The sequence below is a fragment of the Mesorhizobium sp. M2E.F.Ca.ET.209.01.1.1 genome, assembly GCF_004010375.2.
Lineage (GTDB): Bacteria > Pseudomonadota > Alphaproteobacteria > Rhizobiales > Rhizobiaceae > Mesorhizobium.
Genome location: NZ_SADP02000001.1, coordinates 523,805 through 537,019, shown reverse-complemented (window position 1 = coordinate 537,019; position 13,215 = coordinate 523,805). Strand labels below are relative to the sequence as shown.

Annotated in this window: 10 protein-coding genes and 1 pseudogene; 3 read left to right on the top strand and 8 right to left on the bottom strand. The window is 62.2% G+C overall.

The features are described from left to right. Nucleotides 1-5: 5 nt before the first annotated feature. From EN852_RS02805 to EN852_RS02795, 3 genes are all read right to left on the bottom strand, one after another. Nucleotides 6-1,541: a mannitol dehydrogenase family protein gene (locus EN852_RS02805; RefSeq protein WP_246694158.1), complete on the bottom strand. Its 1,536-nt coding sequence runs from the start codon at nt 1,539-1,541 to the stop codon at nt 6-8. After that, on the bottom strand, nt 1,538-2,320 hold the full coding sequence (locus EN852_RS02800; protein WP_127874816.1) for an SDR family oxidoreductase: 783 nt from the start codon (nt 2,318-2,320) through the stop codon (nt 1,538-1,540). The genes EN852_RS02805 and EN852_RS02800 overlap by 4 nt, the downstream gene beginning before the upstream one ends. 173 nt (nt 2,321-2,493) lie before the next feature. Beyond that, nucleotides 2,494-3,393 (bottom strand): MurR/RpiR family transcriptional regulator, encoded by a 900-nt coding sequence (locus tag EN852_RS02795; protein WP_127874815.1) that lies wholly within the window; start codon nt 3,391-3,393, stop codon nt 2,494-2,496. A gap of 212 nt (nt 3,394-3,605) precedes the next feature. On the opposite strand from EN852_RS02795, the gene EN852_RS02790 reads away from it, so the two are divergent. Then, nucleotides 3,606-4,790 (top strand): Gfo/Idh/MocA family oxidoreductase, encoded by a 1,185-nt coding sequence (locus EN852_RS02790; protein WP_127874814.1) that lies wholly within the window; start codon nt 3,606-3,608, stop codon nt 4,788-4,790. Nucleotides 4,791-4,841: 51 nt separating this feature from the next. Here the strand turns inward: EN852_RS02790 and EN852_RS02785 are convergent, their stop codons facing one another. Further along, the gene (locus tag EN852_RS02785) at nt 4,842-7,466 is read right to left on the bottom strand and encodes an EAL domain-containing protein (protein ID WP_189545689.1); all 2,625 of its coding nucleotides are present in this window, start codon (nt 7,464-7,466) and stop codon (nt 4,842-4,844) included. Nucleotides 7,467-7,657: 191 nt separating this feature from the next. Further along, nucleotides 7,658-8,518 (bottom strand): class I SAM-dependent methyltransferase, encoded by an 861-nt coding sequence (locus EN852_RS02780; protein WP_127874813.1) that lies wholly within the window; start codon nt 8,516-8,518, stop codon nt 7,658-7,660. 629 nt (nt 8,519-9,147) lie between these two features. On the opposite strand from EN852_RS02780, the gene EN852_RS02770 reads away from it, so the two are divergent. Further along, complete coding sequence (locus tag EN852_RS02770) at nt 9,148-9,582, top strand: hypothetical protein (RefSeq protein WP_095819542.1); 435 nt, start codon at nt 9,148-9,150, stop codon at nt 9,580-9,582. Nucleotides 9,583-9,678: 96 nt separating this feature from the next. On the opposite strand, the pseudogene EN852_RS02765 reads toward EN852_RS02770, so the two are convergent. Both EN852_RS02765 and EN852_RS02760 read right to left on the bottom strand, forming a co-directional pair. Continuing rightward, nucleotides 9,679-10,868: pseudogene (locus tag EN852_RS02765) on the bottom strand (NADH-quinone oxidoreductase subunit D). A gap of 55 nt (nt 10,869-10,923) precedes the next feature. After that, nucleotides 10,924-11,319: a hypothetical protein gene (locus EN852_RS02760; RefSeq protein ID WP_127864066.1), complete on the bottom strand. Its 396-nt coding sequence runs from the start codon at nt 11,317-11,319 to the stop codon at nt 10,924-10,926. Nucleotides 11,320-11,585: 266 nt separating this feature from the next. Here EN852_RS02760 and EN852_RS02755 point away from each other — a divergent pair, with 266 nt between their 5' ends. Then, a complete protein-coding gene (locus tag EN852_RS02755; RefSeq protein ID WP_127874812.1) occupies nt 11,586-12,074 on the top strand; it encodes an Rrf2 family transcriptional regulator in 489 nt (162 codons plus the stop codon). Here EN852_RS02755 and EN852_RS02750 read toward each other — a convergent pair. After that, nucleotides 12,057-13,046, bottom strand: a complete 990-nt coding sequence (locus EN852_RS02750; protein WP_246694157.1) for a mechanosensitive ion channel domain-containing protein — start codon at nt 13,044-13,046, stop codon at nt 12,057-12,059. The two genes, EN852_RS02755 and EN852_RS02750, sit on opposite strands and share 18 nt — an antisense overlap. Between the last annotated feature and the right edge of the window lie 169 nt (nt 13,047-13,215).

Below are 13,215 nucleotides of genomic sequence, written 5' to 3'. Positions count from 1 at the left end.
CCAAACTATGCAGATCGAGCCGGCTGCTTCAACCGCGCATCCGTTGGCCCAGAGCAGACTTGTTTGACGAAGCCCATCGGATCATTCGAGAGCAGGCCGTCGAGGCTGGCGACGACATGCGCTCGGAACGTCGCGTTGGCGGCCAAGGACGGGTCGAAGACAGCGTCGATGGCGAGGATCGCGTCGGCGAGCAGTTTGCTGTCGGAACCAACGCGGTCGGCGATTGTCGCAATTCTCTCGGCGAAGGGGTCGGACACCTGCCAGGCGCGGCCGAAGCGCGCCGATGCCTTGATCAGATAGGCCATCCAGCCTGCCACTGGAACCGAAAGAAGCTCGACACTTAAGCCCTTCACCAGGCGGTCGCGGATCGGGTTGAGCAGGCGCTGCACGATCTTCTGCGAGCCGTCTGTAGCAATCTGGTGGTTGCGATGGCGGATCGCGGTGTTGGTGAGCCGCGACAGGCTCTGCTCGACATAAGCCGCGGGCGCAATGCCGGGGACCGGCATCAGCGTCGGCAGTGTTTCCTCGGTCAGCATGCGGCGGACGAAGCCTGCCAGAAGCGGGTCGGCTATCGCCTCGAAAGTGTGCTCGAAACCGCCCAAAACCCCGAGATAGCTGAGCGTCGTCTGGGCGCCGTTCAGCACCCGCATCTTGAGATGCTCGAACGGCGTGACATCGTCGACGAAGGCCGCGCCGACAAGGTCCCAGCGCGGCACGCGTCCGGCGAAGCGGTTCTCGATCACCCATTGGCGGAAACGCTCGCCGACCACCAAGGCGCTGTCATGGTAGCCATAGCGCTGCTCGACCGTATCGATATCGGCCGCGGTCGTCGCCGGCGCGATGCGGTCGACCATGGCCGAAGGGAAGGCGACATTGGCTTCGATCCAGTCCGCCAGCTTCCCGCCGCGCCGCTCTGCGAATGCACGCACGACATTGCCCAGGATGGTGCCGTTGGTCGGGATGTTGTCGCAGGAGAGCAGCGTCACCGGCCTGCCATGCGAGGCCATGCGCAGTTCCAGCGCCCGTGCCAGGATGCCGGGCACGCTGCGCGGCGTTTCCGGATTGGCGAGATCGTGGACGATATCGGGATGCTCAAGGTCGAGCGCGCCGCTCGACGGGATGTGGCAATAGCCTTTCTCGGTCACCGTCATGGTGACCATCTCGATCTCGGGCGAGGCGAGCACGTCCAGCGCCGGCGCGGCATTGTCCTGGCTGTCGACGACGCGCATGATGCTGCCGATGACGCGCGCCTCGACTTCGTCGTTCTGGCGGATCAGCCGCGTGTAGAGACCGTCCTGCTGCCCCAGCGTGTCGGAAAGAAGAGGCGGGCGGATGTTGATGCCGACCAGTCCCCAGCGATCGAAATCCTTCGCCAGGAGGTCGTCGGTGTATTCGGCCTGGTGGCAGCGGTGGAAGGCGCCGACGCCGATATGGGCGATGCCTGGCTTGAGTGCTGCGCGATTGTAAGCCGGCTTGCGGACTTCGGATGGCAAACGGCCGAGCAGGGCAGGGCTGAGGCTTTCGGGCGATGACGCGCTCACCGGTTGGCTCCGATCACCCATTGCTCCTGGTCGACCAGCGTGCCGGTCATCGGGCCGGCCGCGTCGGAGAGCAGGAAGACGGCAAGATTGGCTATGTCGGTCACGGAGAACAGCCGGCCGAAGGGCTGCGTTGCGTTGGCGGCGTCGAGCCAGCCTGGACCCTGGCCGAGCGTCTCGCCTTGCATGACCCGTTCGGCCGGGGTGTCGGTCCAGCCGACATTGATGCCGTTGACTCGGATGCGATCGAAGCGGTGGGCGTTGGCGGCGTTCTTGGTCAGCGTCGCCAGCGCGCCCTTGGTGGCGGAATAGACGGCAAGCTCCGGCGATCCGCAATGCGCGTTGATCGACAGGATGTTGACGATGGCGCCGCCTTGGCCGCGTTTCTTCATGTCCGCGATCGCCGCCTGCATCAGGAAGAAGGGCGCGCGGGCGTTGACGGCAAACAGCGACGCCCAATCGTCGAGCGTGGCGTCGATGAAGGACGCGCGGTCGGTGAGGCCGGCGGCGTTGACCAGACCGTCGATGCGGCCGAAGCGTTCAATGCAGGCATCAGCCAACCGCGCCGGGGCTTCGGGATCGCCGAGGTCGGCCGCAGCGAAGACGGTGGCGGCGCCTGTGGCCGTGAGTTCGGCGGCAACAGCGTCGCCGCGCTTTTGGTCCCGGCCGGTGATCAGCAGGCCGGCGGCGCCGGAGCGCGCAAGCGTCTCGGCGATCGCCCGGCCGATGCCTTGCGTCGCGCCGGTGACCAGCACCACCTTGCCGTCGAGACGAACCTCCATTCCTCCTCCCGGAACAAAGTTTCCATTTTTTCAAATATGGAACGATAATTCCTTTTAGTCAACTGCGCTAGAGCGGTTCACCGTTTTCTTGGAACCGGTGAACCGCTCTATCTCCTTGTCTTGCGCAATTCCGGACGGAAAACCGCTCCACACTTTTCCTGGAATTGCTCTTGTCAGCCTGTCCGGCGCGCGACGACGCCGTGGACCAAGGCCATGCCTACTGCGAGCGAGGCGGCGAGCGAACGGAAGCCGCCAAAATCCTGCTCGACCACTTCCAGCCAGGTTTCGGAGAGTTTTGCCAGCGGCGAAAATGTGCTGTCGGTGATGGCGAGGATGCGGGCCTTGCGCTCATGCGCGACGGCGACGAGGTCGGGCGTGATAGAATTGTAGGGACTGAAGGAGACGGCGAGCACCGCATCGCGCGGCGTGATGCAGCCGACCTGGTCCAGCGCGGTCGAGCCGACATTGTCGACCAGCACATTGCGCACGCCCTGCTGCGACAGCGTCAGCGACAGATACGCGGTGACGGGAAAGGCGCGTTTGCTGCCGATGACGTAGATCAGATCGGCCGCCGCCAAATGATCGATCATCGTCTCGAAAGCGGCGATATCGAAATCAGCGCCGATGCGGCCGAGCGAGGCCTGGCAGGCGCCGACCATGCCGCTGAGGAAATGCAGGTCGGCATTCGGCTCCTCGGCCCTGTCCGGGCTGCCTTGTGTCTCCGGCCAGGAGCCCTTCATGCGGTCCTTGAACAGGAGCTGGAAATCGGAAAAACCGGAATAGCCGAAGATCTGCGCGAAGCGCACCAGGGTCGAGGGCTGCACGCCGGCCTGATCCGCCACCTGCGCGATCGTGCCCAGCGCAACTTCGCTCGGATGTTGCCAGAGGAAGATCGCTACCTGGCGAAGCCGTTTCGGGAAATGCACGGTGCCTGACGAAAGCACTGCACGCAGCTCTTCATAGGTTTGCGGCTTGGTGTAGCCAAGTGCTGCCAGTGATCGGCTCCTCTTCCTCGCTGCCGTCTCCAGGCTATGCGAGGACGGCTCGTCGGCCGCCTTGCCGCGGCCGCTCATAGGATACGCCTCATCGTGACCCCAACCATCGGATGCATTATCCGATCCCTGCCCACCGGATGCGGTCCGTCATCTGGACCGAGGGTAAAAAGCTAACGCGGCACAATCGTTTTACAAAACAAAAAATAGAAATATCATTCGAAAACAGTCGTCGCCGGTCACAACATCCGCACCGACCGGCATATCGAAACTTGGGGAGGATAATCGCAATCATGGTCTACGCAACCGCCGATGGTACGTCGCGTCAACGCCTGCGGGTCGGCATGGTCGGAGGCGGCCGCAACGCCTTCATCGGCGCCGTGCATCGCCTGGCCATGCGGCTGGACGACCAGATCGCGCTGGTCGCCGGCGCATTGTCCTCGGATCCGGAGAATGCCGCGGCGTCCGCCGCCGAGATCGGCATTGCGCCCGAGCGCAGCTATGCCGACTACCATGCCATGGCCAAGGCCGAAGCGGCACGGCCGGACGGTATCGAGGCGGTGGTCATCGTCACGCCCAACCATCTGCATGCGCCGATCGCAACGGCCTTCCTCGAGGCCGGCATCGACGTCATCTGCGACAAGCCGCTGTCGACGACGCTTGGCGAGGCCGAGGCGCTGGTTGCGTTGACCAAAGCGCGGAAGCGCCGCTTTGTCGTCACGCTCAACAACACCGGCTATGCCATGGTGCGCCAGGCGCGCGAGATGGTGGCGGCGGGCGAGCTCGGCCGCATCGTGTCGGTGCATGGCGCCTATATCCAGGACTGGCTGACGAAGCCGATCGACGCCGAGGGTCAGAAGCAGGCCGAATGGCGCACCGATCCGGCGCGCGCCGGCCAGTCGGCCGTGCTTGCCGATATCGGCGTGCATGCCTTCAACCTGGCAAGCTTCGTCTCCGGCTTCGAGGCCGAGGCGGTTTCGGCCGACCTGTTCACCGCCGTGCCCGGACGGCGGCTCGACGACAATGCCCATGTGCTCATGCGCTGGTCGGGCGGAGCGCGCGGCACCATCCTCGCCAGCCAGACCTCGCCCGGTCACTACAACGACCTCTCGGTGCGCATCTATGGCGAGAAGGCCGGTCTCGAATGGTTTGGATCACGGCCGGAGGAACTGCGCTTCTCGCCCTATGGCGAGGAGACGCGCACGCTGGTGCGCGGCGGGCATGGCTCGACGGCGGAAGCTCGGCGCGTCTCGCGCATGCCAGCAGCGCACCCCGAAGGCTATATCGAGGCCTTCGCTAATTTCTACCGCGACGCCGCCGACATCATCCGCGCGCATCGATCGGGCGGTGCGGTCGATGCCGCGCGGGCAGCACAGGTACCCGATGTGGTCGACGGTGCGCGCGGCGTGAAGTTCGTCGCAGCGGCGGTGGAGTCGAATGCGGCGGGCGGGGCTTGGACGGCGGCGAGGTTTGAGTGAGGCACGCGAAGCCTTCTGCGATAAGACGCAAGCCAGGATCTCGATCAATGGCTAGCTTGCGACGCGCAACCGACGAGCTCGAACGAAGCTTCTCAGCGCGCCGGAATCCATCGCATGCCCGAATGCGTAGCCTTGGAGAATGTCGCAGCCAAGGCCTTTGAGCAGACGTGCGTGCTTCATCGTCTCGACGCCTTCGGCAATGATTTCGATGCCCAGGGATTTGCCGATTTCGATGATTGATGAGACGACCTGCCGTTGCGCGGGTGAGTTTACGATAGGATCCACCAACTGGCGATCTATCTTGAGGCGGCGAGGTTGCAATTTGAGCAAGCTGACGATGGATGCATAACCGGTGCCGAAATCGTCGATTTCGATGTCGATGCCTAGTTGCTTGATTTGCTCGACGTTCCACGTGACCAGATCGTCGTTGTTGTCGAGGAAGATCGACTCGACGAGTTCAAAGGAGACAGTCCCCTTCCTGATGTTGAGGTCCCGCAGACTCTTCAGCAGTTCCTCATCCTGAAGTCGCCGCGCCGAAACGTTGACCGAAACGCGCGGAATGCCAATTTTCTCCGCTGACCAAACGTCGAAGTCCAAAAGCGATTGCTGGAGGACTTTCCGATCTATCACCGAGACGACGTTCAGTTCTTCGGCGGTCTTCAGGAACACGTCGGGTGCCAGAATGCCCTTCTCTGGATGCCTCCACCGCGCCAGCGCCTCAACGCCCACAATCTCCAGCGTCTTGGCGTCAAATTGAGGCTGGTAGAACACGATGAATTCGTTGCGCTCGAGACCAGCTAGAATCTCGTCGGCAATCCGCTTTGTGTTGACGATTTCGCTTTGCAGCTCTCCGCTGAAGAATTCATGCCGGTTGCGGCCCCGCCTCTTTGCCCGGTAGAGGGCAATATCGGCGTTGACCAGCAACTGCTTGGCATCGGCAACCCGGCCATTGTCGATGGCAATTCCGACGCTGACGCCAAAGCGGCATTGATGACCGTGGTAGTAAACCGGTCTGCGCATCTGTTCGATAATGCGGTTCGCGAGCACGGCCGCTTGGTCGACATCCTCATGCACCGTGCAGAGCACGATGAATTCGTCGCCGCCGACCCGGGCGACGAAACCGCGGTCGCCGACGTTGGACTGGAGAACGGAGGATGCATGCACAAGCATTGCATCGCCCGCCGCGTGGCCGAGCGTATCGTTGATGTGCTTGAAGCGGTCCAGGTCAACGTGAAGCAGCGCTGCGTAGCCTCCGCTCAGCCTGGCTTTTGCCGCATAATCCTCCAGCACCTGGTCCAGGTAACGGCGATTCGGCAAATCCGTCAGCGAATCGTGCAGTGCGATGTGTTCTATGCGCGCCTTGGCGGACTCAAGTTCCGTATTTTTCGACTCGGTCAGCTGCTTCGCGCGAACCAGATCGGTGTTCAGCAGAACGTCCGCAGTCACGTCCCATTCGGCACCGACCATTCGAGGGGAATTGTTTGCGGTCTGGTAGAAGATCGCCCTGGAGCGGACGTGGCGAATTTCGCCGTCCGGGCGAATGATCCGGTATTGCGACGAATAGGTGCTGCGACCGGCCGCTGCATTGTCGAAGTCTGCAAGCGCGCCAGGCAGATCGGCGGGATGAATAGCTCCGGCCCAATCCGAATATCCGGGCGGTCCGCCATCGGGGTCTCTGCCGTATATTTCGTTGACGCGGTCATCCCAGGTCAGATCGTTGGTTTCGAGGTCGTGCTCCCACACTCCGATGGTCGACGCCTCCAGAGCGAGTTCCAGTCGCCGCGACAGCCGATGCAGTTCCCAGTAATTGCGCTGCCTTTCACCAATCAGGCGGCCCGCCGTCAGGAAAGGGATCAAGATCAGTGCCGCCGCCGCCGCCATGATCGCCCGGAGCTGCCATGCATTGCCGGGCGTGGCGGGCCAACCGCTAGTGGGGACGGCAGCGATCCGCCAGGAGCCCGACGGGACCAGAACGTCGGCCGTCACCGGATTGCTTTTGACGACGCGTTCGTCGCCGAAGAACTGGATTCCCTTTGTGCCAAGAGCATCATTGCCGATGAGTGCGATGTCGATCCCGAGATCCTTGTCGAGAAGACCGCTCGCCTTGTAGAGGCGCTGCACGTCGACGACCGCTGAAACGATGCCCCAGAACCGGTCGGTGTTGCCCGCGCTTTTGACGAAAACCGGAAAGCGGCCGATGAAAGCCTGCCCACCCTGAGCCAGATCGACCGGGCCGGCGAGAATGAGCTTGCGCTCGTCACGCGCACGCAAGGCAGCGGCACGCTGCTGATCGTTCTTCCGGTAATCGAGACCGATGGCCTTCTCATTGCCGGCCATCGGATACATCAAGGAAATCACCAGATCCGGCGCGCCGGCAATGTTGCGAAGCTGAGACTCTTCGCTGAACAGCCTGCTGGCAAGCTCCGCGAAGCGCTGCTGGCCCATATAGGGTTCGGTCGTGACTGCAGCGACCAGTCCCCGCACCAGCTGGAGGTTGCCGTTGATGTTGCCTTCGAGCTTGGCGCGAATGACATTGACCTTGGCCAGGACCTCCGCGCGAGAGGCCTGTTCCGAAACGACCTTGTTCTGATGATCAGCGAATATCGCGCAAACGGCCATGACCACGACCGCGATCGCCGCCGGTATCCTTGCCGGTGAAAGGACGGCTCCCCTCATGCGGCTGTACATGTTGGCAAAAAGAGCCAATAAAGCGTGAATCCCTGTGGCTGTCAGGCTCTCCGGGTGAGCCTCATCAAGGGAATATTAGTTCGCAATAAATTAATTTTAGACTTCACAGTCCTTAAAATTTCGCTCCGTCGGGCGCTGATACGCCGGCAATAGCACGAGAAACTCGCCGCGAGGTGGAGCTAATGGCGATCGACCTTCTTCTGGACGATCCGATACGTCCCAACACCGCGCTTGGTCGCACCAATTGAATAGGCCATCGGAATCTTGGGAGCGTTTTCGGGCAGGCCATACATGTCCTTGCCGGCCCTGACCGCGAATGAAAAGTGCTGCCAGGAAACCGTGTCGTGCTCATTGAGAAAATCGAGCGTCAGCCCCGCGGCAATCAACGCGTTCACCACGTCGCTGATGGGATGGATCCACTCGTAATATCGAGGATGCTTCAAGGTTCGTTCATCGCCAGTATAGGTCCGCTGCTCGTTCCAGACGAGCGGTCGCGCCACCGGCGTTCGCCAGTCGTCCTTCAATTCGAGGGCGGCAGCCTTGCGATTGCATTGGAACATCAAGGGATGGCCCTCGGCCATGTAGAGCCTGCCGCCAGGCCGCAGAAGATCGGCGACCACCCGTGCCCAACGAAATACATCGTCAAGCCAGTTCACCGACCCCCAGGTGACGTAGACGACATCAAAGGTCCGGTCGAGCGCCTCGACAGCTTCGTATAGCGGCGCTTCGACGAAGCGAACATCGCTGCCTGCCTTGGATGCGAAATCCCGCGCCGCCGCGATCGCCCTTGGTGAAAAGTCCAGGCCGGTCACGCTGCCCGCGCCGAGATTCCTCAAGCTGATCGTGTCGAGCCCGATGTGGCATTGCAGATGAACGATATCCTTGCCGAAAATGTCTCCGACCTCACGCGTTTCCAACTCATAGAGATTGGATCCGCCAGCCAGCACATTCTCGATGCGGTAACTACCCGTATTGTCGGTCGCGTGCAGTTCGGCCCGATCATCCCAATTCAGGAGATTCGCGTCCAAAAACGGTTCCAAATCGCCCCCCCACCTCGATCTCAGCCGCAAGGTTAACAGCTGGTTAACAACCATTGCAGCCTGAGGGCAGGCGCGTCAATCCGCAACGTCGCATTGGCGTGGCGCTGAAAGGCGCGAGAGGCGGGTCCACCGCCTCCTAGGAGCCTTCAAGGTTGGCGCCGCCTGGGCGTGGAATGCTTGGGCGGCGCGTCATTCTCATCGGGATTGGGGACCGGCTCCTCATCGGGAAGCCGATCCGGATCCGGCTCGCGCATCGGCTTCGGTTCCGGTATGGGCGGAGGCGTGGGCACCGGCGTTGGAGACGGGTCCGGATTGGGGAGAATTGCCATCGCTTTTTCCTTCCGCTCGGCGCCTTGGCAGGCTCTGCGCGATCCCGACAAGCGGGATGTCCTGCCCGACCTGAAATGATGGAGGCGATCGCCGCGTTCAGACGTTTCGTCGGGGGCGATCGGCGGCGCAAGCTGGCAGAACGGCCGCGCCAGCGGATGGTTCCCACACGATCGCGCCGCGAGATTGCGACAGGTGACGATCAAATGATTCCGCGCGTCCGTTTCGGCTCTTGCCGGCGCCGGTCGGCGCCTTAATTCCCATTGCGGGCGGGTGATTGTCTGTCGATACAGGAGACGGCCGTGAAGCACCAAACCCTTGACCAAATCAACGCCGTTGCCGACGTTCATGCCGAAGCACCGGCTCTCATCGCCAATCGGGGCCAGCGCCTTGAGCGCTGGGCGCAACTTCTCGAACAAAGCCCCAGCCGCCGCCTCACGGCGTTGGCGGGCACCGAATACGCTCCACCCGACGTGCGTGAAAGAATGCGCACCGACGGATCGGCGATCACCGTCGCATTCGAAGATCCGATCTTCCGTGCGCAGGGGCTGCAGGATGACACTTACGGCGAAGCCAAGCGCTTCTTCGAGATGAGCGACTGGCAACTGCATGAGGTTGTCTGCCATTGCCATGTCGGCGCCAACATGCCGGCACGCTGGGCGGCGTCGCGCGTGCGCGCGGCAGTCTCTCCGGGGGCTGGCATTCTTGCGTGGCTGAGAGCTGTGTTCATGCATTGAGGCGGTTCCGCCGGCGGGATCGTTCCGGGCTCGACGGTGGACGGAAGAGATTGGGGGAGGCGCCGGGCTCTCCTTCCCCGTCGGCGATCGATCTCGTCAGCGATCGATCTCGCCGAAGACAATGTCGAGCGAGCCGATGATCGCCGCGACGTCCGCCACCATGTGCCCGCGCGACAGGAAGTCCATCGCCTGGAGATGGGCGAAGGACGGCGCGCGTATCTTGCAGCGATAGGGAATGTTGCTGCCGTCGGAGACCAGATAGACGCCGAACTCGCCCTTCGGCGCCTCAACCGCGGCATAAACCTCGCCACGCGGCACGCGGTGGCCTTCGGTATAAAGCTTGAAATGATGGATGGTCGCTTCCATGGAGCGCTTCATGGTGGCGCGCGGCGGCGGCGTGATCTTCTGGTTGGGCACCGCGACCGGGCCCTGGCCATCGGGTGAGCGCAGCTTCTCCAGGCACTGCCGCATGATGCGCACCGACTGGCGCATCTCTTCCATGCGTACCAGATAGCGGTCGTAGCAGTCGCCGTTCTTGCCGATCGGGATATCGAACTCCATCTCGGGATAGCATTCATAGGGCTGTGCCTTGCGCAGGTCCCAGGCGGCGCCCGAGCCGCGCACCATGGGGCCGGAGAAACCCAGAGCCCAGGCGTCATCGAGCGAAATCGCGCCGATATCGACGTTGCGTTGCTTGAAGATGCGGTTGTCGGTAAGCAGGCCTTCGAGATTGTCGCAGACCTTCAGGAACGGATCGCAGAAATCCCAGATGTCGTCGAGCAGTTCTTCCGGCAGATCCTGATGCACACCGCCGACGCGGAAATAATTCGCGTGCATGCGGGCGCCGGATGCGCGTTCATAGAAAACCATCAGCTTCTCGCGTTCGGCGAAACCCCAGAGCGGCGGGGTCAAGGCGCCGATATCCATGGCCTGCGTGGTGACGTTGAGAAGATGCGAGAGCAACCGGCCGATCTCGCAGAACAGCACGCGGATGAGTTGCCCGCGCCGGGGAACCGATATTTCCAGCAGCTTTTCGGCGGCAAGGCAGAAGGCATGCTCCTGGTTCATCGGCGCGACATAATCGAGCCGGTCGAAATAGGGCAGCGCCTGCAGGTAGTTCTTGTGTTCGATCAGCTTCTCGGTGCCGCGATGGAGCAGGCCGATATGCGGATCGGCGCGATCGACGATCTCGCCGTCCAATTCCAGCACCAGCCTGAGCACGCCATGCGCCGAGGGGTGCTGCGCCCGAAATTCAGGGTGAAGTTGCGAACTGCGGCTTCGGTCATGGCGACCTCCGCATGAGTGAGGATCGAAGGACGCGGTCGCTTGGCCGCTGGCCGGTCAGGCCGTCGTCTGGATGATCAGCGTCAGTGTGCCGTCACCGTCGATGTTGGCGGCGACGACCTGCGAGGAATTCAGCCCGTTCGCCTGCAGGACCGACGTCGCCTCGGGCGAAGCATCGACCGAGTTCTGCAGCTTGGCCAACTCCTTGGCGGTCGTCCTGGTGACGATGGCCTCCGCCTGCGCCTTCACTTCCGAAGGCAGGTCCTCGATCGCGACCACGACGATGTTGGTGACGTTCTGGGCGGCATCGTCCTGGCCAGGCTGCGGCTGGTCCGGGACGGGCTCCTGAGCAGGAGGCGGGGCTTGCGGCGGCTGCGGATCGGCGCGTTGAGCAGAAGCGGGCTGCGCCAATGCCATTGCCGACAGCGTCAGGACCATCGTCAGGGTGCGCATCGTCTTTCCTTTCGATCTCGAAATCTGACGACACAACCCCGGGGGCCGGGTGATGGTTCCCCCATCGCAGTCCTCTTACGCCCTGCGCGCAAAGTGCGCGCTGCGCCGCCTGGATAAGAGGGATACCGCGCGGTCGATTGCGAAATCCTCCAGCATCTATCGCCGCGGTGCCAACCGCGTTTGTCGGAAGCGTTTACATTAGCGCTATAATAGGGATACTATGTATCCTTAATATGCGGTGATCGATCGTTCCCGGAAAAAGACCTATGATTTTGAAAAGCCAGGTTGAATGGGCGCTGCATTGCTGCGCCATTCTCTCCGGTCTGCCGGAGGGGCGCTATCTGTCCACCAAGGCGCTGGCGGAACTCCATGGACTTCCGAAGGAATATCTCTCCAAGGCATTGCAGAGCCTGTCACAGGCGGGGCTCGTCGATACGACCCTGGGTCCATCGGGCGGATACCGCCTTGCGAAGCCGCCGGAGCAGGTGACTTTCCTGGACATCGTCGAGGCGGTGGAAGGCGAGACGCGCACCTTCGTGTGCAACAATATCCGTACGAACAATCCGTGCCTGCCTGACGGCTATTGCTACAGCGGTCCGTGCGCCGTCGCGCGCGTCATGTGGGAAGCCGACGAAGCCTGGCGTGAAAAACTGCGAAGCGTCACACTGGCGAATCTCGGACGCATGCTCGTGCGGGAAACGCCGGCAAAGCTCTGGAAGGACACTTTCGCTTGGGTGTTAGACCGCGCTGGATGAGCGTGCATCGATGCCCTGAGCCGTCGCAGCCAGGCTGAAGACGAGGCTTCCGGCCGGTGCGGCGAACGAAAGGCCCTTTGCCTTGCAGTGGCTGTAGAGGAGGCCGATGATCTCATTGCGGGCCGCTGCCCAATCGGCGGGGTCTGTGATGCGGAACAGCAGGTCGACATCGATCGCAGCCGCATCGATCGTCTTCAAAACGACAATCGGTAGCGGGTCCTTGACGATCCGTGTGCTGCCATCCAGCACGGACCACATCACCCGTTCGACAAAAGTCGGTGTTGCGAGAGCGACGCGCACGCCCAACGTGATCTGGCGCGTGTCGTCGGGACGGCTGAGATTGGTCACCGCTTGTCTGGCCAGCACGCTGTTGGGCACCACCGCGACATTGTACTGTGCGGTGAGCAGTTTGGCGGAGCGCCAGTTGGTTTCGATGACACGGCCTTCCGCGCCATCGGTCAACTGGATCCAGTCGCCTATCGCATAAGTCCTGCCAAGCGTCAGCGCGATGCCCGAAAAGACATCGCCCAAAGTGTTTTGCAGGGCGAGGCCGAACACGATCGCGACGATGCCCGAGGTTGCGACCAGAGTGCCGACCGGCACGCCGAAAACGAAGCCTATGATGGATAGCGCCACGCCGGGATAGATGACACCGACGGCCATATCCTGGACGAGATGCGCTTCCCGCGGCCCACGCTTGAGCATGAGCAAGAAGTGGACCAGGCCGATGGTCGTCCATGCCAGGTGCGTCCACCACAGGATCATGGCCGATTTGACGAGCAGCGCGGCGAAGCCCCGCAGATCGGTGTCGTCGATGTGCTGCGGAGAGATGCCGCCAAGATAGAGCACCGAACTCATCCCGACAAAGAAAAGTATCTGGGCGATCAGCCGGCCTGTCGGGCGACTTCTGCCCTGGAGGTGCCACACGACGATACCGGCGATTCCGAGGATGTTGGTCAGGACAAGCGGCATCGAACCCTCTGCTGAAGCTGCTCGAGCTCGAAGCACGTCGCTCATCTCGGAGGGGCTTTACAGCTCGGCAATTACGGATATTATCTATCCTTAAGGATATCTGATATCCTTAATAAAGGGAAGGCTGGTTTGTGGTCGGCCGATCAAGCCGCTCGACCCGACGAACTAT